This is a genomic window from Micromonospora sp. NBRC 107095, from assembly GCF_030269705.1.
GTDB classification, from domain to species: Bacteria; Actinomycetota; Actinomycetes; order Mycobacteriales; family Micromonosporaceae; genus Micromonospora; species Micromonospora parva.
On record NZ_BSTU01000004.1, the window covers coordinates 343,701 to 369,253 of the forward strand.

The 25,553-nt window shown below is 69.5% G+C and carries 25 protein-coding genes; 19 read left to right on the forward strand and 6 right to left on the reverse strand.

Annotation, left to right across the window (positions count from 1 at the left end; genetic code table 11):
• Positions 1-176: 176 nt before the first annotated feature.
• The 14 genes from QSK15_RS21575 to QSK15_RS21640 all read left to right on the forward strand — a co-directional run bounded on the left by QSK15_RS21575 (position 177) and on the right by QSK15_RS21640 (position 14,702).
• Positions 177-1,382, forward strand: coding sequence for a DUF6421 family protein (locus QSK15_RS21575; RefSeq protein WP_285795970.1), 1,206 nt, complete (start codon positions 177-179; stop codon positions 1,380-1,382).
• A complete protein-coding gene (locus tag QSK15_RS21580; protein ID WP_285795971.1) occupies positions 1,375-2,493 on the forward strand; it encodes a branched-chain amino acid aminotransferase in 1,119 nt (372 codons plus the stop codon). The genes QSK15_RS21575 and QSK15_RS21580 overlap by 8 nt, the downstream gene beginning before the upstream one ends.
• Positions 2,494-2,505: 12 nt before the next feature.
• Positions 2,506-3,081 (forward strand): hypothetical protein, encoded by a 576-nt coding sequence (locus tag QSK15_RS21585; RefSeq protein ID WP_285795972.1) that lies wholly within the window; start codon positions 2,506-2,508, stop codon positions 3,079-3,081.
• Positions 3,075-4,292: an ATP-grasp domain-containing protein gene (locus QSK15_RS21590; RefSeq protein ID WP_285795973.1), complete on the forward strand. Its 1,218-nt coding sequence runs from the start codon at positions 3,075-3,077 to the stop codon at positions 4,290-4,292. The genes QSK15_RS21585 and QSK15_RS21590 overlap by 7 nt, the downstream gene beginning before the upstream one ends.
• Before the next feature lie 2 nt (positions 4,293-4,294).
• Positions 4,295-5,389, forward strand: coding sequence for an aminotransferase class IV (locus tag QSK15_RS21595; RefSeq protein WP_285795974.1), 1,095 nt, complete (start codon positions 4,295-4,297; stop codon positions 5,387-5,389).
• 34 nt (positions 5,390-5,423) lie between these two features.
• On the forward strand, positions 5,424-5,714 hold the full coding sequence (locus QSK15_RS21600) for a 4Fe-4S dicluster domain-containing protein (RefSeq protein WP_279516015.1): 291 nt from the start codon (positions 5,424-5,426) through the stop codon (positions 5,712-5,714).
• Between the two features lie 18 nt (positions 5,715-5,732).
• Entirely contained in the window at positions 5,733-7,253 is a 1,521-nt protein-coding gene (locus QSK15_RS21605; protein WP_285795975.1) for a coproporphyrinogen-III oxidase family protein, read from the forward strand.
• A gap of 1 nt (position 7,254) precedes the next feature.
• Complete coding sequence (locus QSK15_RS21610; RefSeq protein ID WP_285795976.1) at positions 7,255-7,539, forward strand: acyl carrier protein; 285 nt, start codon at positions 7,255-7,257, stop codon at positions 7,537-7,539.
• Positions 7,532-8,104 (forward strand): RBBP9/YdeN family alpha/beta hydrolase, encoded by a 573-nt coding sequence (locus QSK15_RS21615; RefSeq protein WP_285795977.1) that lies wholly within the window; start codon positions 7,532-7,534, stop codon positions 8,102-8,104. Before QSK15_RS21610 ends, QSK15_RS21615 begins: the two co-directional genes overlap by 8 nt.
• On the forward strand, positions 8,101-9,642 hold the full coding sequence (locus tag QSK15_RS21620; RefSeq protein WP_285795978.1) for an amino acid adenylation domain-containing protein: 1,542 nt from the start codon (positions 8,101-8,103) through the stop codon (positions 9,640-9,642). Before QSK15_RS21615 ends, QSK15_RS21620 begins: the two co-directional genes overlap by 4 nt.
• Positions 9,632-11,053 carry a S8 family serine peptidase gene (locus QSK15_RS21625; RefSeq protein WP_285795979.1) on the forward strand — a complete coding sequence of 474 codons (1,422 nt, stop codon included), beginning with the start codon at positions 9,632-9,634 and terminating at the stop codon, positions 11,051-11,053. Before QSK15_RS21620 ends, QSK15_RS21625 begins: the two co-directional genes overlap by 11 nt.
• 62 nt (positions 11,054-11,115) lie before the next feature.
• A complete protein-coding gene (locus QSK15_RS21630) occupies positions 11,116-12,333 on the forward strand; it encodes an MFS transporter (RefSeq protein WP_285795980.1) in 1,218 nt (405 codons plus the stop codon).
• Positions 12,299-13,522 carry an ATP-grasp domain-containing protein gene (locus QSK15_RS21635; protein WP_285795981.1) on the forward strand — a complete coding sequence of 408 codons (1,224 nt, stop codon included), beginning with the start codon at positions 12,299-12,301 and terminating at the stop codon, positions 13,520-13,522. Before QSK15_RS21630 ends, QSK15_RS21635 begins: the two co-directional genes overlap by 35 nt.
• Positions 13,515-14,702: an ATP-grasp domain-containing protein gene (locus QSK15_RS21640; RefSeq protein WP_285795982.1), complete on the forward strand. Its 1,188-nt coding sequence runs from the start codon at positions 13,515-13,517 to the stop codon at positions 14,700-14,702. Before QSK15_RS21635 ends, QSK15_RS21640 begins: the two co-directional genes overlap by 8 nt.
• A 235-nt stretch (positions 14,703-14,937) precedes the next feature.
• Here the strand turns inward: QSK15_RS21640 and QSK15_RS21645 are convergent, their stop codons facing one another.
• Positions 14,938-15,678: a uroporphyrinogen-III synthase gene (locus QSK15_RS21645; protein WP_285795983.1), complete on the reverse strand. Its 741-nt coding sequence runs from the start codon at positions 15,676-15,678 to the stop codon at positions 14,938-14,940.
• A gap of 366 nt (positions 15,679-16,044) precedes the next feature.
• Between QSK15_RS21645 and QSK15_RS21650 the strand changes: the two genes are divergently transcribed.
• The 4 genes from QSK15_RS21650 (at position 16,045) to QSK15_RS21665 (ending at position 20,502) form a co-directional block, all read left to right on the forward strand.
• Positions 16,045-17,130 (forward strand): hypothetical protein, encoded by a 1,086-nt coding sequence (locus tag QSK15_RS21650; RefSeq protein WP_285795984.1) that lies wholly within the window; start codon positions 16,045-16,047, stop codon positions 17,128-17,130.
• Positions 17,131-17,365: 235 nt separating this feature from the next.
• On the forward strand, positions 17,366-18,706 hold the full coding sequence (locus QSK15_RS21655; RefSeq protein ID WP_285795985.1) for a carbohydrate-binding protein: 1,341 nt from the start codon (positions 17,366-17,368) through the stop codon (positions 18,704-18,706).
• A 54-nt stretch (positions 18,707-18,760) separates the two neighbouring features.
• Entirely contained in the window at positions 18,761-20,008 is a 1,248-nt protein-coding gene (locus QSK15_RS21660; RefSeq protein WP_285795986.1) for an FAD-dependent oxidoreductase, read from the forward strand.
• 8 nt (positions 20,009-20,016) lie between these two features.
• Entirely contained in the window at positions 20,017-20,502 is a 486-nt protein-coding gene (locus QSK15_RS21665) for a MarR family winged helix-turn-helix transcriptional regulator (RefSeq protein WP_285795987.1), read from the forward strand.
• A 36-nt stretch (positions 20,503-20,538) separates the two neighbouring features.
• On the opposite strand, the gene QSK15_RS21670 is transcribed toward QSK15_RS21665, so the two are convergent.
• Positions 20,539-20,946: a nitroreductase family deazaflavin-dependent oxidoreductase gene (locus QSK15_RS21670; RefSeq protein WP_285795988.1), complete on the reverse strand. Its 408-nt coding sequence runs from the start codon at positions 20,944-20,946 to the stop codon at positions 20,539-20,541.
• 265 nt (positions 20,947-21,211) lie between these two features.
• Between QSK15_RS21670 and QSK15_RS21675 the strand changes: the two genes are divergently transcribed.
• Positions 21,212-22,276, forward strand: a complete 1,065-nt coding sequence (locus tag QSK15_RS21675) for a carboxypeptidase-like regulatory domain-containing protein (protein WP_285795989.1) — start codon at positions 21,212-21,214, stop codon at positions 22,274-22,276.
• Between the two features lie 38 nt (positions 22,277-22,314).
• On the opposite strand, the gene QSK15_RS21680 is transcribed toward QSK15_RS21675, so the two are convergent.
• The 4 genes from QSK15_RS21680 to QSK15_RS21695 all read right to left on the reverse strand — a co-directional run bounded on the left by QSK15_RS21680 (position 22,315) and on the right by QSK15_RS21695 (position 25,432).
• On the reverse strand, positions 22,315-23,238 hold the full coding sequence (locus tag QSK15_RS21680) for a serine hydrolase (protein ID WP_285795990.1): 924 nt from the start codon (positions 23,236-23,238) through the stop codon (positions 22,315-22,317).
• Positions 23,231-23,857 (reverse strand): hypothetical protein, encoded by a 627-nt coding sequence (locus QSK15_RS21685; RefSeq protein WP_285795991.1) that lies wholly within the window; start codon positions 23,855-23,857, stop codon positions 23,231-23,233. The genes QSK15_RS21680 and QSK15_RS21685 overlap by 8 nt, the downstream gene beginning before the upstream one ends.
• Before the next feature lie 197 nt (positions 23,858-24,054).
• A complete protein-coding gene (locus tag QSK15_RS21690; RefSeq protein ID WP_285795992.1) occupies positions 24,055-24,555 on the reverse strand; it encodes a SigE family RNA polymerase sigma factor in 501 nt (166 codons plus the stop codon).
• A complete protein-coding gene (locus QSK15_RS21695) occupies positions 24,548-25,432 on the reverse strand; it encodes a hypothetical protein (protein ID WP_285795993.1) in 885 nt (294 codons plus the stop codon). The genes QSK15_RS21690 and QSK15_RS21695 overlap by 8 nt, the downstream gene beginning before the upstream one ends.
• Between the last annotated feature and the right edge of the window lie 121 nt (positions 25,433-25,553).

Genomic DNA, 25,553 nt, shown 5'->3' on the forward strand with positions numbered 1-25,553 from the left:
CCATAGTCATTTATGTCTATATCCCAGATAGCGAGAGTTGTTTGACGGAACCGGAGCAGCCCCTGAGGATTTCGATCAAGCGGTTCCTCGGGGGATGGGCAACAGTCGTGCATACTTCGAGGTGCATCACGGGTGGGACGTCGTAACGGCGTCGATGCTGCTGCCGAGGGGATATTGTGGAACCACGCACGCTCTCTCAGCTCCTGGAATTCGAGCGTCGCATTGTGCCGGCCGCCGGCCTGATCCGCGCGGCCCAGATCCGTGGCGACAGCGATCAGGCCCTCGCGCACCTCGACCAGCTCTGCCGTGACGTCGAGCAGCTCGCTCCGCTGATGCCGACGCGCCAGATCGAGGCCACGGTCCACGACCTGCGCGCCTGGTCAGACTCCGGCTTCCTGGAGAAGCCGGCCTTCGACGCGACCCGTGACACCGTTCCCGCGCCGGAGGACGGAGAAGCCGCCGCCTTCGTCGGACCGGTCACCCTGCCCAACGGCGACGGCTCCCGCGGCGCCTTCCTCGAGGCGTTCACTGTCGTTCGCCAGGACCCGGACTGCACCACCGAGCTTCAGTCGCGCTATCCGCACGACAAAGCGGTGTTCCAGTCGACCCGACTTCTTTCCGCTTCCCCAGGATTGCGCGACGGAAACTGCGTCGTCTTCTTCCCGGAGAACATCCCGACGGCCACTCCCACAGTAGATCAGTCGTTCGCCTGGTTCTTCTTCAACCGGCACACCACCATCTACGCCCGCACGCTGGAAATCGTGGCGCGGCTCTGTGGTGTCGGTTCCCCGTTCGCCGACTCGAAGGGGCTGGCGTCCGCCGACGTCGACCCGGAGGACGTCTATCAGGCGCGCTGCGTCTGGGGCTACCTGCACGACTACTACCACCACACCGGGCCCCGTCCACTGGATCAGCACCTGGCGTTGAAGACGAAATGGCGCCCCGGTCTCGCCGAGGAGCTGAAGGTCGACCTGAAGTCGGCGATAGCCTGCCACGAGGAGTCGGTGCCCTACGGCGACATCATTTTCGAGTACATCATCCTGGAACGGCTCTTCCGCTACCCGGCAGAGCCGCGCCCCTTGCGCAACTTCGACTCCGGGACCGGCTTCGCCCTCGGCACGTGGCTTGCCGAGCACGGCCTGTTCACCATCGGCGACGACGGCCGGCGCAGTCTGGCCGGGAAGGCGGACATCGTCGCGTCGGCCAAGGAACTCGTCCGGACGATCGAGGAATTCGAGACGATTGCCGACGACGAGTCCTATCGCGAGAAGGTCACCGATTTCCTCTACGAGAGATTGCTACTGGAGCCGGAGAACAAGGCGGACAGGTACGGCGGCCCTCGGGCACCCCTGAGCCTCTGGGGCAGTGAGGTCCATGTCTGACGGGATCCTGACCATCACCGACCGTGCCGCCGCCCTTCGCGATCCCGGATTCTGCCGGTTCCACACCGACAACACCGTGGTCGTCGACTGGTCGGCCGACCGCGGCTGGTCCGACCTCTCCGTTGAGCCGTACGCCCCGATGACGATGGATCCCGGGACCCTCGTGCTGCACTACGGACAGAGCGTCTTCGAGGGCCTGAAGGCGTTCCGCCAGCCCGACGGCTCCGCCGCGTTGTTCCGCCCCGCCGACCATGCCCGCAGGCTGGCCCGGTCGGCGCGTCGGCTGGCGATGGCCGAGATGCCGGCCGACCTGTTCCTGGACGCCTGCGCTCAGCTCGTCGCCGCTGACGACGGCTGGATTCCCGAGGAACCGGGCCAGGGTCTCTACCTGCGCCCGTTGCTGATCGCGACCGAAGCCGAGCTCGGGCTCCGCGACTCGCGGCGCTACCGGTGCACCTTCCTGGCCTATCCGGCCGACCCCTGCTTCGGTCGGGCCTTCACGCCGATCTCCGTGCTGAGCTCGGCAGACACGGTTCGCGCGGTGCGTGGCGGGATGGGCGAGGCGAAGTGTTCCGGCAACTACGCCGCCAGCCTGCTGACCCGCAAGCGGGCCCAGGCGCGCGGCTACGACGAGGTGCTGTGGCTCGACGGCCTCGAGTTCCGTTGGGTCGAGGAGCTCAGCGGCATGAACGTCTTCTTCGTCTGGCGCGACGACCACGAGCGGCACGGTGTGCGGCTGACCACCCCGCCGTGCCAGGGGACGATCATGCGGGGCGTGACCCGCGACTGCGTCATCGCCCTCGCCGGTGAGCTCGGCATTCCGGTCACGGAGGAGCCGACACCGATCGACGCCCTCATGACCGGCGCCCGGTCCGGGCGACTCGTCGAGATGTTCGCCTGCGGGACCGCCGCCGTGGTCGTGGCGGTCGGCCGGATCGCCGACAGGGACGACGACGTGACGATCGGGGACGGGCAGGAGGGCGTGGTGACCGCCCGGGTGCGGCACACGCTCATGGAGATCCAGCACGGCGGCCGTCCGGACACCCACGGATGGCTGCGGAGCGTACGCAAAGACCTTGCATCCGTTCACAGCTCGACCGACCGACAGTAAGGGAGATGGCGGATGCCTGACGCCAACGGCCGTTCCACAGCAGGTTCCAACTCAACCGAACTGCCGCACGTCACCACCATCCACACGCTCGGGCCGACCGGCACCAACCTGGAGAAGGCGGCGCACCGCTGGTTCGCCGACCGACAGCGCCCGGGCCGGGTGGTCCTGCACGCCGAGGTCGAGGACGGACTCGACGTCATGACGTTCGACGGCAGCGAGGCGATTCTCGCCTGTGCCGTCTATCCGCGCCTGCACGACCTGGTGTTCGGCAACCTGCATCGGCTCACGATGGCCGACAGCTTCATCCTGGACACGTACGACATGGTGCTCGCCGCGCGGCCGGGACAGCAGTCCGTCACCACCATCGTCACCCATCCCGCCCCCAGCTGCCTGGTGACGAATCGGGGCACCATCTCGTACGCGAGCAGCAACTCGGTGGCCGCCGCCGCCTGCGCCGCGGGGGAATACGACGCCTGCGTGACCACCGACCGCGCGGCCCGGGCGCAGGGGCTGCGGACTTTGGAGAACTTCGGTCCGGTGCCGATGGTGTTCACCCTGCACGTGGGGAAGGTCGGCGCCGCGTGTTGATAGTCGTCCAGCCGCTCTCGGCCGGGATCCAGCTGGCGAGCCGGCTGGTGACGGCCGGTGTCCCGTGCCTGATCCCGACGCAGTTCCCCGACCTGCTGCCCGCGGAGGTCCACTCCGGTGCGCGCGTCGTCGACTGGCATCCGGACCACGGCGTCCCCGCTCTGCTGGCGCTCGTCGAGCGGCTTGGGGTGACGCCGACCGGCGTCATCGCGGGCTTCGAGTACGCCGTCGGGCCGGCGGCCGAGCTGGCCCGCGCCCTCGGGCTGCCGGCGCTGAGTCAGGATACGGCCGAGGCCGTCCGGCAGAAGGACGTGATGCGGGAGCGCTGCGTCAAGCACGGCATCGCCGTCCCGGCATCGATCACGATCCCGGCCGACGATGTGGGCGAATGCCCCTTCGCGTTCCCGGTGGTCGTCAAGCCGGCCGACTGGGGCGGGAGCCTGATGGTGCGCCTCGCCCGGGACGCGGACGAGTACCAGCGCGCCTGCGCGGAGATCCACCGGTACGGCGAGGTCAAGTTCCACCACGATCCGCGGCGGGTCGCCCTGGTCGAGGAGTACGTCGAGGGCCCCGAGTTCTCTCTGGAGGGCTGGGTGGACGCAGCCGGGGTGCATCTCGTCAGCATCACCACGAAACTCGTCGGCGCGCTGCCGCAGTTCTTCGAGATGGGCCACATCGCCACGCCGCCGCAGAGTTCACCGCACGGACAGCTGCTGCACGAGTTCGCCGCGCAGGTGGTCGCCGCCTTCGACATCACCGTCGGGCCGTTCCACATCGAGACCCGCATCGCCGCGGACGACCGTCCGGTGCTGATCGAGGTGGGCGCCCGGTTGGCCGGCGACTGCATCCCCGAACTGATCATGGCGGGTCCCGGGGTGGATCTCTACCTGGCGACGGCTGAGGCGGCTCGCGGCGGCACTTACCTGGACGAGCCGGTCTCGTCGGTGAGCGCCGGCGTCGCCTTCGTCACCACCGATCGGCCGGGCGCCTTCGCCGGCAGTGTGTCCGGCATCGAGCCGTTTCTCGATGTCGACGAGTTCGACCGGATCGTCTTCGAGGCCGAGCGCGGCGTTGCGCTCGATCCCGACGACATCTTCCACAACCGGGTCGCGCAGGTCTATTTCGTCGGCGATCCCGGCCGGGTCGAGAACCTGGTCGCCGCCGTGCTCCGCGACGTGCGGGTCGATATATCCGACAAGGAAGGCAGCTGATCGTGAGCAAGGACAACGATCTGATCGTCGAGGCGACGACCGCACCCCGTTCGAAGCCGGCGGCCGACGCGCCGACGCGCCCGGGCGGCGTTCTGACCGACCACGCGTACTCGATGCGGTGGAGCAAGCGGCGGTCCTGGCAGGGCATGGTCATCGCCGACCGGGACGCGCTGCCGTCCGTACGGCCCACGTCCTCGGCCCTGAACCACGGGCAGGCGGTCTTCGACGACCTCGCGGCCTACCGGATGACCGACGGGTCCGTGTCGGTGTACCGCCCGGACAGCCACATCAAGCGGCTCAACAACGGGGCCCGGCGGATGGCGCTCCCGCAACTCGACTTCGACCGCGTCTGGCTCGCGATCCGCCGGCTCGTGGACCTGGACGAGGCGTGGATCCCGGCGCAGCCCGGATCGGCGCTGCTGCTGCACTCCGTCCTGGCCGGCAACGGCTCGTCGCTCGAGGTCGCCCCGGCCGAGGAGTGCCTGTTCACGATCGTGGCGAGCCCGCTGACCCGGCCGGCTCCGAGCGACCTGCCGGTGCGGGCGATGGTGGTGAACGACTACGTGCGGGCGTGGCCGGGCGGCACGGGGGACATCAACGCCGTCGGCAACTACGGGCCAGGGCTGGTCCCGCGGGAGATCGCCGCCAACTACGACTACCACCACGTGCTGTGGGTGGGCGGCGGTCCGGAGCGCACTGTCCAGCAGATCGGCGCGATGAACGCGTTCTTCGTCATCGACGGCGTCCTGACCACGCCGTCGCTGGACGGCACCGTACGGCCGGGGATCATCCGCGACTCGATCATCAAGCTGTCGCGTGATGCCGGGACCACTGTCCACGAACGGCCGCTGCCGTTGGCGGAGGTGCTGGAGGGCATCAGCGACGGCCGGATCACCGAGTGTTTCGGCACCGGGACGGTCGAGGGCGTCGTGTCCATCAACGGCCTCGGCTACGGCGGGGAGGAATACCGACTGCCCGGCAGCGTCGCCGTGGCGTCGCACCACCGAGAGGTGCTCGACGGCCTGCACCGCGGCGATGTGATCGACCGGTTCGGCTGGATGCGCCGGCTCACCGAAGTTTCGACTGTCCACGCCTGACCACGGCAGCGCAACCCGTCAGGAGATCTAGATCATGGCCTACGTCGTCACCGATGCGTGCATCGGGTGCAAGTACACCGACTGCGTGGACGTCTGCCCGGTCAACTGCTTCCACGAAGGCCCGGAGATGCTCTACATCGATCCGGAGGAGTGCATCGACTGCAACGCCTGCGTTGCCGAATGTCCGCCGGAAGCCATCTGGGCCGATGTCGAGCTGCCCGAGGACAAGTTCGAGTGGATCCTGATCAACGGTGAGATGAGCCAGCAGTACCCGGTGATCTACCAGAGCGACGCCAATTCCGTCAGCAAGAAGTCCGCCTCATAAGGGATGGGATCGACAGACATGACTACCACCGAGAACTCGTTCATGCTCGGTCTCGATTCGAACTTCTACCTCAAGGACGACTTCGAGAGCCCGGAGAAGCGGACCAACGTCACCTGGTTCTACCCGAAGATCTGCGGCTTCCAGGACGCGCTGCGGACCGAGCAGGAGAAGGCGGAGTACTTCTCCTTCCTCGACCGTCAGACGCACCCGCAGCAGACGAACATCCTGCTGTACTTCCACATCCCCTTCTGCGAGGCGTTCTGCAACTTCTGTGCCTGCTTCAAGGAGTCCTCGGCGAAGTACCAGGGCGAGCAGCGGGTGCGGTTCGTCAAGGCCATGGTGAAGGAGATCGAGCGCAACGCCCGCTCGGCGTACTTCCAGGGCACGAAGATCAAGTACGTGCAGTTCGGCGGGGGCACGCCGTCGGCGCTCGACCAGGAGTCGATGGCGACCATCATCCAGGCCGTGCACCGCGAGTTCGACCTGAGCGAGGTCGACGGGATCTCGTTGGAGGGCAGCCCGCTCGGCCTGTCCACGGACGGCTACATCGAGATGCTCAAGTCCCTGGGGATCACCCGCATCTCGTTCGGCGTGCAGACGCTCAACGAGGAGATCCGCCGCAAGCTGACCATCAAGGCCACCGTCGAGCAGGTCTACCAGACGGCGGAAAACATCCGCAAGGCCGGGATCAGGACCTTCGCGCTGGACCTGATGTACAACCTCGCCGGTCAGACCGACGAGATTCTCGCCTCCGACATCCACGGCATCTGCGCCGAGCTGCGCCCCAGCTTCGTCCAGACGTACCGGTTCAACCAGTGGGAGGGCACCCGGCTCGACAAGCAGATCCGGGCCGGCAAGGTGAGCGACGTGCTGCCGTCCGGCAGCATCGAGCGGGTCCAGTACCGCCAGATCAAGGAGAGCCTGGCCGACTACGGGTACGACAAGCAGCTCCTGATCAACTTCTTCACCCACCTCGACGAGACCGGCCCGATCGGGCTGGACCACGCCTGCGGCGGCAACGGCTACCGGGCGAGCTACACCCTGGGCATCGGCCCGGCCGCCGAGAACTACATGGGTGAGCGCAGCTACCGCAACCACACCAACGTGGACCGCTGGATCAAGGATGTCGAGGACGGCATCATCCCGATCGAGCAGGGTCGGATCTGCAGTGAGGACGAGGTCGAGAACCGGGTGATGGTGTTCTTCCCGGTCTTCGGCACCGTACGCAAAGCGGACGTCGCCAACCTGGAGAAGTACCGGCGGGAGATCAACTGGATGGTCGACAGCGGGTACGCGATCGAGACCGACGAGGACATCACCCTCACCGAGGTCGGCCGGGAGAACGCGGGCAACATCGCCTTCCTGTTCTACTCCGACGAGGAGAAGGCGCGGGCCCGCCGCACCATGTACCTCTCCCTCAAGAACAAGCGCAACCCGTTCCACCAGGACGAGATGAACATCCCCCGCACACCGGTCTTCCTGCAGTCCAAGCTGGCGACCCGGCCAGCCGACTCCAGCAGCGCACCGAAGGCGGGTTGACGTGACGAGCACCGACCGGAAGACCCGCGCCGACATCGAGGACGACCTGCGCAAGATCGCAGCCGAGGTCTTCCCGAACCACAACGTCGAATTGGCCTCGACCACGCCCCTGTTCAACGGCGGGCTCTCGCTGAACTCCACCCAGATGATCGAGCTGACGCTGGCCTTCGAGTCGTACTACGACATAGAACTCGAACCGGAGCTGCTGACGGTGGAGCACTTCGCCACCCTCGGCTCGCTCGCGACCATGCTCGAGGACCAGCTCAACGACGACTCCTATGTCTGATGGCGTACGGGTCGTCCTGGTGCACGGCAACGCCGGAGCAACCATCGACGGCATCTGGTTCCCGTACCTCAAACGGGAGCTTGAGGCTCGTGGCCACAACGTGGTGGCACAGACCTTCCCCGATCCGATCAAGGGTCGGATGCGCTACTGGCTGCCCTACCTGACCGACGTCATCCGTCCGGACGACCAGACGGTCATCGTCGGGCATTCGTCGGGAGCACTGACCGCACTGCGGTACGCGGAGTCGGCGCCGCTGCTGGGCACCTTCGTGGTGGCCGGGCACCACACCGACTGCGGCTTCGAACTCGAACGGCGCAGCGGATTCTTCGACCAGCCGTGGGACTGGGCGGCGATCAAGCGGAATCAACGCTTCATCGTCCAGTTCCACTCGACGGACGATCCGTGGGTTCCCATCGACGTGGCCCGGGAGCTGCACCGACTGACCGGCAGCCGGCTGACGGTGATGGAGGGGATGGGCCACTTCGGGTCGTACGACCAGAAGCTGGACAGCTTCCCGGAGCTGCTGGAGGCGGTGTGCCAGCAACTCGAGATGGTCGACAGGTGACCGGCGGTTCGCTCCGCTTCGTCGACGAGGTCCTCGACCGCCGCCACGACGACGACGCCGTGGCGGTGGTCGATCTGGCCACGAGCGTCCAGGTGTCCTACCGGACACTGGCCCGGCGGGTCCAGGCCCTGACCGACCTGCTGGCTCCCCTCGTCGGGCGGCACGGCACCGTCGCGATGGTGATGGACAAGTCCGTCGACTCGGTGGTCTGCATGGTGGCGGCGCTGCGACTCGGCGCGCGGTACGTCCCCGTCGACGAGTCGTTGCCGCCGGCCCGGATCGCGGTGCTGTTCGCCAGGTGCCGCCCGACGGTGACGGTGGCGCATCCGCGGTATCTCGGGCTGCTCGCCGAGGCGGCGGCGGGCACTCCGGTGGTCGCCGGTGACTCCTGGGACGTGTCGGCTGAGGCCGACTACCGGCCGTCGGCGTACGGGGACAGGACGCCGGACGACCAGGCGTACGTCATCTTCACGTCGGGATCGACCGGCGGCCCGAAGGGCGTCATGATCAGCCACCGCAGTGTGTGCGCGCTGCTGGAAGGCGTACAGCAGGTGGTCGGTTTCCCGGAACGGATGCGATACCTGAACGTGGCGCCGTTGTTCTTCGACGCGTCCGTTGTCGACCTGTACTCCACCTTCCTCGTCGGCGGCAGCGTGCACCTGCTGCCCCGGCTGTCGATGGCCGGCCAGGTCACGCAGGCGTGCGAGCAGTGGGGCATCACCGATGTGCTGCTGGTGCCCTCGGTCATCCGGATGCTGCTCGGACGGTTCAGCGACATCGACCGCCGCGACCTGAGCTCCCTGCGACGCCTGTGGTTCGGCGGCGAGTCGTGCCCGACCTCGCTGCTGCGGGCGATGGACAAGAAGCTTCCGGGTCTGACCTATGTGCACGGCTACGGGCCGACCGAGACCACGCACAGCGCCACCCTGTACGTGACCGACGACATCGCCGGCCACGATGACGAGTACCTGCCGATCGGGACCCCGCTGCCCGCCGTCGACGTCCTGATCGTCGACGACGACCTGCGACCGGTGCCCGACGGCGAAGCGGGTGAGCTGCTCATCGGCGGCCCGCAGGTCATGCTGGGTTACTGCGAGGAGCGGGCGAGGACCGAGCAGGTGCTGATCACGCGCGGCTCCCCCGGGGTCCGGTACTACCGGTCGGGCGACTTCGTTCGGCGCACCAGCGCCGGTCAGCTCGTCTTCGTCGGCCGCCGCGACGATGCCGTGAAGATCGCCGGAAACCTCGTGCACACCTCCGAGGTCGAAGCCGCGGCGCTCGCCGTGGACTGGGTGGTCGACTGCTGCGCGGTGGTGACCCGGCACCGGGTCGCCGGCCGGGCCATCACCCTCTTCGTCCTGGCTGCCGACCGGACCGGCGCCGAGACCGACCTCAGGGCCGAGCTGGCGCGGGTGCTGCCGCCGTACATGGTCCCCGCCAAGATCATCTTGATCGACGAGGGCGAGGTCGGCCTGACACCGACCGGCAAACTCGACCGCTCCCGCCTGCGCGACCTGGTGACCTCCGATGATCGATGACGAGATCGCCGCGTTCACCCGGCGGGGTGTGCTGACAGTGGTCCCACGGGCGGCGTCCGGGCGCAGCCTCACCGACCCCGCCGAGCTGCTTCGCCGCCCTGTCGAGGAGTTCCTTCCCACGCCGGCGACCGTCGACCGGGTTGCCGAGGCGCTGCTCCGGGAAGGCCTCGCGATCGAGGCACGAACCGACGCGGGCCTGACGGTCAGCGGTGAGCAGAGCCTGCTCGGGGACGTCTTCGGCAGCGCCGTCGCCGCAATCCGCAACAAGTACATCCGCGACTCCCCCCGCTACGAACTCGTGGCGCGGGGTCCACTGCGTTCCCGGGTGTGCGCCGACCTGATCAGTGCGGTCTCGGTGCCGCGTTCCGGCTTCGAGCTGACCGCCACCGCGTCGCCGCCGGTGGTGCGCGGGACCGGGCACCACCTCCGCCTCCCCGGCGATGCGGTGCGGGTGGCCGGAGCCGAGGCACTGCACGCCGCCGGTGTCCGCGGCGACGGCGTCCGGGTCGTCATGGTCGACACCGGCCTCTACGATCACCCGCATCACCGCCAGCACGGTTACCGGACCTCGGTCGTCGCCCCACTGCCGCAGCTCGATCCCGCGGTCGACGAACGTGGTCACGGCACCGCGATGTCGGCGTTGCTGCTGGCGGTGGCGCCCGACGTGTCGCTCACGATGGTCAAGATGGCCACCGAGGGCTTCTCGTTTCCCGTCGCCGCGTTCCAGCGGGCGGTGCAGCTCGAACCTGATGTCATCTCCTGCAGCTGGGGGACGTTGCGCTCGGAACCCCATCTGCATCTCGAGGTCGCCAACGCGATCCGACAGGGCTGCACCGTGCTGTTCGCCGCCGGTAACGGCTCGACCGACCGGCCGACGGCCATGTTCCAGTCCGTCGCCACCCCTGGTGCCATCACCGTCGGGGGCGTACACGTCGGCCCGGACGGCGAGCTGCGGGCCGCCGACCTCGCCTCCAGCTACCGGTCGGCGGTCTTTCCCGGACGGGCCGTGCCGGACGTCTCCGGCCCGTGCGGCATGTTGCCCAACGGCAACTACATCCTCTTCCCCACCCAACCCGGTTGCCTGTTCGACCGCCGTAACAGCAAGTACGACGGCACGGGTGCGGATGACGGCTGGCTGGTGTCGAGCGGCACGTCAGGTGCCACGGCGTACGCCGCCGGCGTGGTGGCGCTGGCGATTCAGCAGGGTCTGCCGTGCACGGCCGAGTCGTTGGCCAGCCACTGTGTACCGGTCACCCAGGGTCGTTCCATCACCGGTGACGAGTGCGGTGCGCAGAGCCCGAACCCGGCCACCGGCCACGGTCTGCTCACCGCGCACCGATTGGACGGGGTTGTCGCTGCTGATCGGGCGCTGTTACGCTCCTCGATGGACAGACGGGGGAGCTCTGCGTGACTGGACCATTGCGTGCCCCCGCCAGGGAGTCCCCGACAACTGACATCCGCCCCCATCAGATCGTGCGCTTCGTCGGGGGCCGGGGGGTCGCCGCGCTGGCCGACCAGTTTCTGTTGTTCGCCATTCCCCTGCTGGTCTTCAAGACCACCGGCAGTGTCGCCGCGAGCGGGCTCGTCTTCCTGGTCGAGTGGCTGCCGCGGGTCATCTTCGTCCCCGTCGCCGGCGTGCTCGCCGACCGGATCGACGGCTACCGGCTCTATCTGATCGCCGACAGCGTCCGGGCGCTGCTCGCCGTGGGGGCCTTCGTCGCCGTGCTGGCGTGGCCGGGCGCGACGGTGGTGACGCTCAGCGTTCTCGCCGCGTCCATGTCCCTGGCCAGCGCCCAGGCGTACATCGCGATGGAGACCACGCTCCCCCGGTTCGTGCCCCCCGAGCACATGGTGCGCGCCCAGTCCGTCATCCAGGGCACCGAGCAGGCGAGCACCGTGCTCGGGCCGGCCATCGCGGTCCTGCTGGCCACGCTGCTGGGAACGACCGATCTCCTGCTGGTGACCGGGGTGCTCTTCGCGCTCACCACGATCAACGTCCTGACGCTGCGCGGCAGCCTGCGCAGTGCGGTCACCAACACCGAGCCCACGACGGTACGCGGTGTGCTGGCCTCAGTGGCCGAGGGTGGGCGCACGCTGTTCAAGCTCCCCGCGATCGTGGGCCTCGTCGGGTTGACGATGATGGTGAACCTCATGGTGGGTGTCGGCATGGCGACCAGCGCCGCCATCACCACCGGCACCTTCGGCAAGCCCGACCGCTACTTCGGGGTGCTGTCCTTCGCCGAAGGCGTGCTCTCCCTGTTGATCTTCTTCATCATCCCGCGACTGTCCCGGCGGATCACCCCACTGGTCGCCATCCTGGGCACCTTCGTGATCATCTGCCTGGGTGGGCTCACGATCAGCCAGGCGAACACGTTCACGCAGTTCGCCATCGGCTACACGTTGCTGATCGGCACCGTCGGCATCCTGAACGTCTTCATCCGCGCCGAACGGATCCGCCGCATCCCCCGCGAACACCTCGGCAAGACGATCGGCCTCATCGTCCTGCTGAACCAGGTCTCCCTGCCGATCTCGGGTTTCGTCGTCGCCGTCTTCGCCACCGCGCACGGCCCGCAGGCCGTCCTGCTCGGCGCGGTGCTCGGATCCGTCCTCGTCGCCGTTCTGTTGCTCCCACTGGTCCTTCAACTGAGGTATCCGCATGCGCATCCTGATCCTGCACCGCATCACCGATGACATCATCCGCTACGCGGATGGCCTCGACTTCGAAGCCCACGAGGTGACGTTCATCGGTACGGCCGAGCGCATGGCGACACTGCCCGCACGGCTGCCCGGCACACGGATCGAGCGGCCCGGAACGGGCGCCACGGAGACCGAGGTGGTGGCGGCGCTCGCCGGCCACCCGAAGCCCGACCTGGTCATCGCCCAGTCCGAGTTCGACCTGATCGCCGCGGCGCGCATCCGGGAGGCCCTCGACGTGCCCGGCCCCCGCGAGGCCGACGTGCTTCCCGTCCGGGACAAGGTCATGATGAAGGCCGCCGCCGCCCGGGCGGGTCTGCGTGTGCCGCGCTATCTCCCGCTGGTCTCGGCCCTCGACGGAGCCGACGTCGGGTGGTCGGGCAGGACGGTGCTCAAGCCGCTCGACGGCGCCTCCAGCCAGGGCGTACGCGTATTCGACACCCCCGCATCGGCCCTCGAAACGGTACGCCGCGACGGCCTGCCCTCCGACGCTCACCCGACCGGCTTCGAGATCGAGGAATTCGTCAGCGGCCCGATCATCCACGTCGACGGGTTGGCCGTCGACGGCACACCGGTCACGCTCCAGGCCAGCCGGTACGTCGGCACCTGCCTCGGGTACGCCGAGGGCAGCCCGCTCGGTTCGGTGCAGACGGACACCCCGCCGGCCGTCGTGGAGTGGACCACCGCCTGCCTGCGGGCCGTCGGCATCACCACGAGCCTGTTCCACCTCGAAGGCATCGAGACGCCCGACGGGCTGGTCTTCCTCGAGGTGGCCAGCAGGTTCGGCGGGGCCGGCGTGGCCGACACCTTCGAGCTGGCGACCGGCGTGCACATGCCGTCGGTGCAACTGCGGGCCCTCTCGACCTCCGGCGCCTCCGCCCCCGAGGCGCACGACTCCGGCCCGGACGCCCAGTACGGCTGGTTCATCATCCCCGGTCACACCCTGGGCGCGAGGTTCTGCACCGTCGACGGCGCGGACGAGTTCCGGCGCAGCCCGCTGACCTGGCGCTGGGTGCAGCGCACCGAGGACGAGCCGGTCAGTCAGGCGCTGAGCTACGCCGAATACGACGTACCCATCGCCGGTATCGTCGGCCCGGCACCCACGGCGGTGCTCGAACAGTTCCTGCGGGACATCTTCGCCTCGGTCAAGGTCACGGCTGCCGGCAAGGCGGACACCCATGTCTGAGCTGCTGCTGGTCGGGGTCGGTTTCATGGGCAGGCCCTACCTCGCCGCCGCGCGACGACTGGGTCTGCGGGTGGCAGCCGTGGAAGGCGCGGCCCGAGCCGCCGACACGGGCGGGCTCGTCGACCACATCCGGGTGGCCCCCGGCAACCACGACGAGCAGTGGGCCGAAGGGGCCTGGGCCGCCGCGGCAGACCGCCGGCCGGCAGGGGTGGTGGCGTTCACCGAGAACAACGTGCTCGGCGCGGCCCTGCTGCAGGACCGGCTCGGCGTACCCGGCCCGTCCCTGCACGCCGCGACCGTCTCCCGCAACAAGGCGCTGCAACGGGGCCTGTTCGCCGCGGCGGGCATCCGCCAACCGGAATATCTGATGACCGGCGACCTGGATTCGGCGCGCGACTGGGCCACCGCCCGCCTGCCGGTCGTCGTGAAGCCACTGTCCGCCGCGGGAAGCGAGGGAGTGGAACTGGTCGACACCCTGGACGCCTTCCAGGACGCTGTGGCACGCCGGAACGACGAGGGTCCACTCCTGGTGGAGACGGCCGTGGACGGTCCGGAATACAGCTGGGAGGCGCTGATCAGCGAGGGGAAGGTGTGGCTGGCCAACCTCACCGCCAAGGAGACCGCCGAGCCGCCCCACTTCGTCGAGATAGCGCATCGCACCGGCGTCCAGCTCGACCACGAGGCCGCCGCCGAGGTGACGGATTTCTGCACCGCGGTGGTGACCGCCCTCGGCATGCGGACGGGCATCGTGCACCTCGAGTTCCGGCTCGCCGCCGACGGGCCGACCCTGATGGAGATCGCCGTCCGGACCCCCGGCGACTACCTCATGGACCTGCTCGGTCTCACCTACGGCCTGGACTGGTTCGAGATGGTCGTCCGGCTCGCCATGGCGATGCCCCTGCCCGAACCACCGGCGGGTCCCGTCGCGTACGCGGCGAGCTATCTCCCCATCGCGCCACCCGGCATCCTGGTCGAGATGCGGGGCATGGCCGAGATCGAGGCACACCCGGCGTTCGTCGCGTGTGGCTGGTGGAAGAACCCCGGTGACGTCGTGCCGGCGGCCACCTGGAGCGCGGAACGCGCCGGCTACCTCATCGTCTCGGCCGAAACCCCGGCGCTCCGCGACGAAGCACTGGAATTCGTCCGCAGGACGCTGACCATCGTCACCCGCCCCGGCTGAACCGTGACGGCGCGCCCGAACCGCTCGTCGACCCGTTCACTGCCTGGGGTGGGGCGGGTGCGGCCGTTCGGGCGGTTTCCTCGTGGCGTGGGTGGCGTCGGACCTGAGCTGGCTCATCGCGCCGCGCTCGTGAGGCCCGCGTCGCGTTAACCCGCGGTGATGCCTGCAGGTGGGACTGGTGCACGCACCAACCGAATGAGTCAACTGGGTCTGACCGGCCAGCCGTCTGGCGGCCTCAGAGCCGCAGCAGCCCCGCGGCGAGCGACTCGCGCAGTCCGGCGGGGGGCTCCTGGTAGCCCTCGCCCCACAGCGCACCGGGAAAGCCGCCGGCCGCGAACGCAGTGTTGAGATCGTCGACGAACCAGATCGCCGGCCCCACCTTCCCGTCGATTCCGGGGCCGGGCAGGTCAATACCGTAGGGCGCGTCGCCGCTGATGTTCGCCTTGTGGAGCTCGTCGGGCGCGTAGTCGAGCTGGAACGGGATGCCGGCGTCCCGGCGCGCGGTGTCCCGGAGGTACGCCGCGTGCTCGGCCTCGTAGTAGGAGCGCGAGCCGCCCCGCTCGGCCCACTCGAGCTGCACCACCAACGGGTCCGCGAGCACGCTGGCCGGCCAACCCGGCAATTCCCCGACGAGCCACACATCGCCCACCTGCCGGATCCACGCGCTGATCGTCATCGGGAACGGCGCGAACGTCACCTCCAGCCAGTCGGCCAGCGCGGGCGCGTCCGGTGACGGGGGAACGTGGGCGCGACACGGCGTCCCCTCGTCGTCGTTCTCCTCCGCACGGAAGCCCCGCGCCTGCAGCCGCTCAACGAGCGTCTCGACGTTCCTGCGGGCACGGTCGGCGAACTCGCGCGCCACCGCCTCGGCGTCCTCGCGGTACGGGGCGTCGTAGACCCGTAGGCCAAGACCGCGCAGGTCGCGCCATACGTCGTCGGGATCACCGGACACGTACCGCGCGTGGAAGCTCGCCATGGCCACCATCCTTGCAGCGAGCCGCCAGCGTCGGCGGCGAGGTCTCGGCTGCCTACTCAGCTGGCGATCCGCAACGTCATCACGCAGCCGCGGCCGCTGCGCTCGGCGACCCCGCCATCCCCGCCGAGAAGCAGGCCATCCTCGAGGATCCACGCCCGCAAGGGCACGCACCAACCCGACGTGACTCACGGTTGGCGGATTCGGGGGTCTGTGGGGGGTGTGACCTGGGGTCGTGTGTCGGGAGGGCAGGGGCCGCCCACTTCTGTAGCGGACAGCCGACACCGGAGCGCGAGGTAGCCGACTGTGACCATGGAGTCACCACGTGCACGCTCCTCTCCGACATGTTCCCGTCGACTGGAGGAACAGATGCGTCTCCGATCGTTCATCACCGCGGCACTGGCCACCGTCCTGGCCGCCAGCGCACTCGCGCCGGCGGCACCGGCCGCAGCGGCAACCGCCGACCGCTGGGGCTTCGCGTACGTCAAGGACCCCACCGTGCCGGTCTGGACGGTGCTGGACACCAGCCGGCAGTGGGGCAGCTGGAAGACCGCGTTCCCGGCCGCCTGGGCCGACGGCGTCAAGCTCGCACCCGGCCGGTTCCAGGTCCGCTTCCCGCAGGTGGGGGCCGGCTCACGGGGCGTACCGCACGTGACCCCGGTGAACCGGACCGGGCACTACTGCGAGGTCGTCCGCTGGTTCCAGTCCGGTGCCGACGAGATCGTCGACGTGCAGTGCCACAAGCCCGGCGGCGCCCGCGACGACACCCCGTTCACTGTGCTCTGGACGACCAGTTCGGGGGTGCTGCCCGCCGGCACCTCCCACGCGTACGTGCAGTGGAGCAGCGGCCTGATGGCGCAGTCGTACAACTCCACCGGCGTCGCGAACGCTGTCGGACCGGTGGGCGTCGGGCAGTACCTGGTGCGGCTGCCCGGGGTGGGGCTGGCCGGGGTGCTCGCCGGCAACCCGCAGGTCACCGCCGTGCAGCCGAACGCCGGTCCGCGCCGGTGCAAGGTCTACTCCTGGGGCGCGGTCGGCAGCGACGTGCAGGTCTACGTCTTCTGCTACGACCAGGCCGGCGCGTTCGTCAACACCGACTTCGTCCTCTCGTACCACCGTCGCCGGCCGGTGATCGGCTCCCTCGGCCCGCCGTCGTACTTCGGCTACCTGGGTACCGCCGTCGGCGGGCCGACCAACGACAACTCGGTGCTCGGCGTCGGCGCGAACACCGTGGCGCCGCTGGCGCCCGCCGGCCGCTACCTGGCGACCTTCCCGCAGGTCGGCCTCAAGGAGACGCACGCCCAGGTGGTGGCGCAGGGCGCCGGCAGCAACTACTGCCACCTCACCCAGCCCTGGACGTACACCACCGACGCCGACGTCGACATCATCTGCTTCGACAACACCGGCGCGGTCACCCCGCACCGCTTCCTGGCCGCCTTCACCTCCCGACTCTGACGTCACGCCGAGCCGGGCCGGCGGCAGTCGTTCGCATTGCCGCCGGCCCGGCGAGGGCCGGCACCGGTGGCAGATCCTCTGGCCGACTCCGGCCGGGCCTGGAACGGCCCTCGGCGTGGTGCGTGAGGCACGACGGGGTACGGCCACGTGCTATCTGTAAACAACCCTTGATATTCACGGTCACGAACGTCAATATGTGGAGGTCGCGGGTCGTCGAACCCTTGGGGAGTGAGCCATGAGAAGCCGTCGGATTTTCGCAGTGCTGGCCGGGGCGGCGATGACCGTCACGGCGGCCGTCGCCTTCGTCCCCAGCAGCATGGCGGCGGCACCCTCGGCCGACGCCGTCGCGATGGTCGCCTGCACGGCCCCGGCCTGGGCCGAGGGCACCACTTACCAGGCGGGCACCCAGGTCACGTACAGCGGAAGGCTCTACCAGGCACTGGTCACCCACACCGCGCACCCCGGCGCCGGCTGGAACCCCGCCGCGACGCCGTCGCTCTGGCGTGACCTGGGTGCGTGCTCGGGAAGCACGCCGCCACCCACCACGCCACCCCCGACCACCCCACCGCCCACCACCCCACCGCCCACCACGCCTCCCCCGACCACGCCGCCGCCGACCGGCGGGACCTGCGCGGTGAAGTCGCGGCCGACCGGCAAGGTGTTGCAGGGGTACTGGGAGAACTGGGACGGCGCCTCCAACGGCGTCCACCCCGGCCTCGGCTGGATCCCGATCACCGACAGCCGGCTCAACCAGCACGGCTACAACGTGATCAACGCGGCGTTCCCGGTGATCCGCGCGGACGGCACGGTCCTCTGGGAGAACGGCATGGACGCGGGCGTGAAGGTCGCCACCCCGACCGAGATGTGCCAGGCCAAGGCGGCGGGCGCCACCATCCTCATGTCGATCGGCGGGGCCGCCGCGGGCATCGACCTCAGCTCCACCGCGGTCGCCGACCGGTTCATCGCGACGATCGTGCCGATCCTGACGGCCTACCACTTCGACGGCATCGACATCGACATCGAGACCGGCCTGACCGGTAGCGGCAACATCAACACGCTGTCCACGTCGCAGGCCAACCTGATCCGGATCATCGACGGCGTACTGGCCCGGATGCCCTCGAACTTCGGCCTGACCATGGCACCGGAAACGGCCTACGTCACCGGCGGCAGCGTCGTCTACGGCTCGATCTGGGGCTCCTACCTGCCGATCATCAAAAAGTACGTGGACAACGGCCGGCTCTGGTGGCTGAACATGCAGTACTACAACGGCAGCATGTACGGCTGCGCCGGCGACTCGTACCCGGCGGGCACCGTGCAGGGCTTCACGGTGCAGACCCAGTGCCTGAACAACGGCCTCACCATCCAGGGCACCACGATCCGGGTGCCGTACGACAAGCAGGTCCCGGGTCTGCCCGCGCAGATCGGGGCGGGCGGCGGCTACCTGTCGACGTCGCTGGTCACCCAGGCCTGGAACTCCGTACCCGGCCTCAAGGGCCTGATGACCTGGTCGGCGAACTGGGACGGGTCGAAGGGGTGGACCTTCGGCGACAACGTGAAGCGCCTGCAGGGCCGCTGACACGCGGCGGCGCCGGGCCCTTGCCCAATTCATCTTAGTCATTAAGATAATCGCATGGGCACATCGACTGACTTCTCGGTGGCAATCGCCGGCGCCGGCCTCTCCGGCCTCTGCCTCGCCCAGTACCTGATGCGCGCCGGCATCGACGTGCACGTCTACGAGCGGGACGCGGGCCCCTTCGTCCGGCGGCAGGGTTACCGCATCATTCTGGACGAGCACGGGCTCCAGGCGCTGCGCGAGAGCCTGCCGCGCGCGCTGTACCAGCTGGCGCTGGCCACCGGCGACGAGCCTGGCGGGCACCTGCGCTTCACCGACAGCCGGCTGCGTGACGCGTTCACCATCACCTTCAAGGACGAGCCGCACGCGACCCGCCAGGTCGACCGGCTGACCCTGCGGTCGATCCTGCAGTCCGGGCTGAACGGGCGCATCCACCACGGCAAGGACGCCGTCGCCGTCGACAGCGGCGGCCCGGCGGGGCTGCGGCTGCGGTTTTCCGACGGCGGGGCCGCCGCGGCGACGGTCGTCGTGGGCGCGGACGGCGTCGGCTCCGCCCTGCGCCCACAGCTCATGCCGGACGCGGACCCGGCGAACACCCCGATGGCCGGCATCTACGGCCGGTCACCCCTTCATCGAAACGGCGAGAGCGTCATCCCGGAGGCGCTGCGCACCAGCGGGGTCCTGGCCCTCGCCGACCGGCCGGGCCGCGCCTTCTTCTTCACCTCCATGCGGTTCGGCGAGAGCCCACAGGAGGCGTTCGGGCGCCTGGCTCCGGGTAACTACGCGCCCACCGGCTACGACTACGTCATGTGGGGACTGCTGCTCCAGCAGCAGGAGGTGCCCGTCGACAGCCGCGGGGACCTGCTGGCGCTGTGGAGGCTGGCCTCCCAGAAGAGCGCCGACTTCCACCCGGTCATCCGGCGGCTGGTCGGCACCGCCGAGCTGGACGCCACGGTGCTCAACCTCTTCGCCACCGGCCGGCGCCCACGCCGGTGGGCGGTGCCCCGGGCGACGATGATGGGCGACGCCGTGCACGTCATGCCGCCGTTCGGCGCGCACGGCGGCAACACCGCGCTTCGCGACGCCGCCCTGCTCGGCCGCAAGCTGGTGGAGGCCCGCGCCGGCGGCGCGTCGGTGGAAGAGGCGATCGCCGGCTACCAGGACGAGATGGTGCCGTACGCCTTCCGCGCCGTCGACACCGCCGCCGGGTTGATGCGCCGCCTCACCGGGGGCGCGGCCGCACCGCACTGGGTGCTGACCCGCGTGTTACCTCGGCTGCACCGGGTCACCGTACCGGAGGCATGATTGCGGGCATGTCCCACGAGCCGGCCCCCGCCTCCGCGATCGCCGACCTGATGCGCGCCGGGCGGGAGATGTCGCGGCTGTCCATGGTGTTCCGGTACGCCATCGCGGAACGGCTCGGCCTCACCGTGAGCGATCTGGAATGCCTGGACCACCTGGCGGACGTCGGATCCGCCACCGCGGGACAGGTGGCCGAACGGACCAACCTCACCACCGGGGCGGTGACCAGCATGCTCCGCCGGCTCCAGCAGGCCGGCTACGTCACGACCGAGCGCGACCCGGCCGACCGGCGGCGGGTGATCGTCACCCTGCGGCCGGACCGGGTCGCCGAGTTGGAGCGACCGTACGAGCGGTTCGCCGAGCGGGCGGAATGGCTCATCGAGGGCTACAGCGCCGAGGAGGTCCAACTGCTGGTCCGGCACTACAACCGCATGCAGGCGATGTACCTCGCCGAGTTGGACCGCCTGCGCGGCGATCTGCCTGGTCACGCCCGGTGAAGTCCTGGCGGTCGCGGGTGGGTTGACCGGGGTCGGCTACGGCGCAGGCTCCAGTACGACGACGGGGATCTGGCGGGCGGTCTTCCGCTCGTAGTCGGCGAAGCCGGGATACGCGGCCTTCTGCGCGCTCCAGATCCGTTCCCGCTCGTCCCCGGTAGCCACCCTGGCGACCAACTCGACCTTGTCCGTGCCGATCTCCGCCTGGGCCTGTGGATTGGCGAGCAGGTTGTAGTACCAGTCCGGATTGGTGGGCGCACCGCCCTTGGACGCGAACACGGCGTAGCCGCCATCCACCTTCTGGTACATCATCGGGTTCACCCGAGGCTGGCCGCTCCTGGCGCCGACGGTGTGCAACAGCAGCAGCGGCGCGCCGGCGAACTGCCCGCCGACCTGCCCATCGTTGGCGCGAAACTCGGCGATGATCTTGTCGTTCCAGTCACTCATGCCTTCTCCTCGCTCGCGCGGACCCGCTCCACAAACCACGATACTGACAGTCTCGGCCGGGCCTGGCACGGCGACAACGCGTGGCGCTGGCCCGCAACAGGTGCGGACGTGGCACTGGGCAGTGTCTCCCGGCCAACCGTCGGGGGCGGGTCGCGCAAGCCGTTCCGGACAGGGCATAGTGGCCCGCGGCGCCATCGACCGGCGTTGCTCGCTGTGCAGGAGGTGGTGTGAAGTGACGACGCGCTCACGTGTCCGATGGACCCGGGTGGCCGCACTGATCACGCTGATCGGGGGGACTGTCGCACTGTCGGCGACACCCGCGCCGGCAGCCCCGGAGACCGTCAGCATCCTCAGCGTATCGGCGGAGAACGTGAAACCCGGCGACACGGTACGTCTGCGCTACCGGGTCACCAACACCGGACGCAAGGCCGAAACAGCCATCGTGGTGATCGGCGGCGGACTGCGATGCACCTCCGGATGCCGGGTGGAACCGAAACTCGCGCCCGGCCAGAGTCAGGCGTTCGACACGACGCTCGTCGCCCCCGACGCTCGCCCAGGTGAGATCACCGGCCTCAACATCTCCGTCGGTGTGCGTCTTGCCGGGCAGAACAGTTACGCCCACAAGATGGTCTACGTCCACGGCCCGGGTGCGGCGTCGTCGGGCGACAACAAGCCGCCGGCCGGCGTGCGTGGGGTCTCCGGCCGGGTCCGCGACGCCGACGGTAAGGCGATCGGCGGCGTGGCCCTGACCATCCAGGACAGCGCCGGGCACGAATACCGGACGACCAGCAGCCCCAGCGGCCAGTTCTCGATCACATCGAGCGCGGGCAAGACGATCGCCGCCGGATCCATCACTGTCCGCGCGACCAAGGACGGCTACCGCACCGCTCGCACCACCGTACGGGGCAGCGCCGGTGACGTCGCGACCGTGCGGCTGACCCTCTCCGTGGAGGCGGCGCCCACCAAGGCGTCGCCGTCGCCCGCCGCGGAGGCGAGCCCGGTCGCGGCGGCGGGCGACGGCTCCCCGGAGGCTGCGCCACCGACGTTCAAGGCCGTCAGCGACGAGGCGGGCGGCATGTCACCGTTCTTCCTCCTCGGCGGCCTACTCGTCGCCGCCGGCATGGGCGCGCTCGCACTGGTCGTGATGCGTCGGAGGAACGCACCGGAGCCTGGCACGCCGGCGACGACCGAGTTGCTGACGCCGACCGGTGGGAGCATGGCCGACGCTCCGACGGCGGTGCTGCGCATCGGACCCGTCGACGGCGGGTTCCCGGGCTCGTACGGCCCTCCCCCGCCGGGTGTCACCCAGCAGAGCGGCTACCGAGGCTGAAGAACCGCACTTCCCGTCGGCGTGTCAGATGAGGCGGCCTACCCCTGCGCAGGGCCGTCGTCGGCAGTGGCGGCACGGAGCTCCTTCAGCACGTACGTGGCGGCCTTCTCGACGACCCGGATGCCGTCCTTCTGGCTCACGTGATGGTCGGAGAGCACCGCGATCAGCCAGTCATGACGGGCCTCGACGATCCGTCCGATGCTGTTGACCAACCAACGACCGCCGTCGACATCAGCGGTGTCCCAGCCGTTCTTGACGTAGACGGAACGATTGCCCGGCTCTCGGGCGGCGGTGATCCCCCATCGTTGCTCGGGGATCACCTTCGTCAGGAGACCCATGATGAAGGTACGGTCCTGCGGGGTCAGCGGTCCGGTCGGCGACGTCAGCGCGGTCAGCAGACGGAGCTGGTCGGCAGCCGTCGTCGTGGTGAGCCCCCAGTGCGAGTTGGGCTTGGTCTCCCGCAGACCGAACGCGCGGTTCGCGGCGGTCAGGCCGCGCGAGCCCTCGATCCGCTGCCAGAGGGCCACCGCCGCCTCGTTGTCACTGGACACGATCATGTCCTCGGCCAACCGCCGGGTGCTCGCCCCCAGGGCCCTGCCCGACGGTCGCTGACGCAGCAGCAGCGCCGCCAGAATGTTGACCTTGACAATGCTGGCGGTCTCGAACCGTTTGGTGCCCGCCGTCACCGCAGCCGTTCCCTGCCGGTCCAGTGCCGCCACCGCCAGGTGGCCGTCGAAGCGGTCCACGTAGGCCTCGATGCGCGTCCTCGCCTCGGCGACCCGGTCGACGGCCGGTGTGGTGGGAATCGGACTGGCAGGGGAAGGACCGACCGACGGGCCGGGACGGTCGCCGAGGCGACCGCGAGTGGCGCCGAAGGCGGCCGTCGCCACACCGGCGAGAGACATGGCGGCCGTGGAGACGACCCACCGGCGCGGCAGCTGCCGACCTTTCCGCTCAGCCAAGGCGGGCCACCACCCTCGCCGCGATCACGTCCACCGCGGCCCGGCTGCCCGGATCGGGCACGCTGACCGTCGAGACCGTCTCGCCTCGTCTCAGCATCACGAACCACCTGACGGTGGTTGGGGCGTCGGCATGCGCGATGCGACCTCGGACGAGCATGCCGGTGCCGTCGAGATAATGCGGATCGACGACATCGAACGCGACCCGCGAGCCGAACGCCAGGTAGCTCGCGCACCGCAGAAGGACGCGACGGACGTCGTCGACATTCCGCTCGGCCCATCCCGGCTCGTACGTCTCCACGACGTGGTGGGCCTGCGACGAGCCGTCAGACGGCCGGTAGTAGCGCTGCACGGCCGCGCGCCGATGCGACTTGGCCGGGTAGTCGCTGCTCTGATAGTTGGGGCAGTTGTCCTGCTCCCACGGCCAGGGCGGCGGACCGCTTCGCGCGTCGTCCTCGCGCCAGTCCGAACCCAGATCGCCCGCCCCCAGCAGCATGCCCGAACCGCCCCGATCGGCGTTCGCGGTGTGCCGCCCGTCGGGGCCGACGCCGGGCTCCCCTCGATGACACCCCGCGGCGGTGAGCACCAACGCCGTCAGGATCACCGGGACGACAGCGGCCAAGCCACGGCCTTCGCCGCGAGTCAGGCCTCGGCCCTTCCCGCTGCTCGACACGGACACCATGGACCTCCCCCAACACAGGTGTTCGCCGGCGCGGCTCGCGTTCGCGACGTCCGCGCGTGGTGGGTCATTCGCCGCCGTACGACAGGCGCGGCCCGACACCAGCGGGACCCGTCGTACATCGGCCGCAGCCGGACCGATCAATGCCGTTCCTCGGCGAACAGCTCGGCCCGGGTCTCGCCGAGCAACTCGCGCAGACGACTGAGCGAGCGCATGCTCTGGCTCTTGACCACCGCGGTGGAGACGCCGACGACCTCGGCGACTGTCTCCACACTCAGGTCGTCCCAGTAGCGCAGCACGACGATCGCCCGATCCCGCAACGGCAGGGTGGCGACCGCGTCCAGCAGCGTCATGCGCAGCTCGGCCGGATGTTCCTCGCCCCGGTCCGGCGGAGCCGACATCGCCAACTCACTGCTGGAGCGACGACGCTGCTGGTCGATCAGGCACCGCAGCAGCACCTTGCGGGCGTACGCGTGAGGGTCGTCGGCCCGGCGGACCCGCCGCCAGTTGGCGTACACCTTGGCCAGCGTCGTCTGGGTGAGGTCCTGGGCGAGATGCCAGTCGCGGCACATCAGGAACGCGGCGTCGCGCAGGCGGCCGGCGGCAGCCTGCGCGAACTCGACAAATTCGTCGTCAGCCATTCGACCGAGCCAGCGACGGGAACCTCTTGAAACCGGTGACGACGAACTCCGCCGGCAGTTTCGTCCCCCACATCGGGCTCGCGGCGACAGCGGTCGCCTCGTCCACGGAGAGGGCGGGTCGTGCCGGCAAGGTCCCCTTGGGACCCCAGTCCACACACGAAGAGATCATCAGATTGACCTGGACACCGCTTGGGTGATGCACCGTGACCATCTTGTTCTGTACGCAGTTGTCGGGCACCTCGGTCAGCTCCACCGTCCCCGGGGGCGGGTCGCCGCCGAGGTCGCCCTGGTAGACGGAGAGCCGCAGCATCCCCGGACCAGCGCCCCGATCCAGGTAGAGCTGGACGTACGGCGTGCCGGGTCCCGCCCCGCTACCCTGCAGACTCATGTAACCGCTGGTCTTCCCCTCCGGCAGCAGCCTGGTGAGCAGTTCCAGGGCGCCCTGCGGTGTGGTGGGCAGCAACTCACCGTCCGGCACCATGCCGATCCGCACAGTGCCGATCACCGTGGTCGAGGAGGTCGGCAGGCCCGCCCGGAAGGGATTCGCCCGGTTCTCGTCGTCGGCACCCATGGGACCCGGGGGCCCATCGGAATGCGGAACCGGGGACGGCGGGGCGGAGCCGACCGGCCCGGCCGGCGAGCCACCGGTCGCGCCGCCTGGTCGACCGACGTCGTTCGCGCCCACGCCGAACGGCCCGACGATCAGCCCGACCACGAGCACCATCACCAACGCCGAGCCGCCCGCGCCCAACTGCGCCAGGCGGCGCCGGCGGCGCAGCCGCCGGCCCTGCACCACCGACTGCTGCACCAGATCACCCAACGGCGGGGCGGGGTGCCGGGCCAGATCGTCAGTGAAACGCCCACGGACGTCGCCCATGTCCGAACCCCTCTCCCCGGCCGACCACCGGGGAGGTGATCCGTCGCTGACCAGACGGGTTGGCCAGCCGGTTTGGTTACCGCCTTTCGCAAAAAGTTTTTCGGCGACGGTCGAGGGAGAA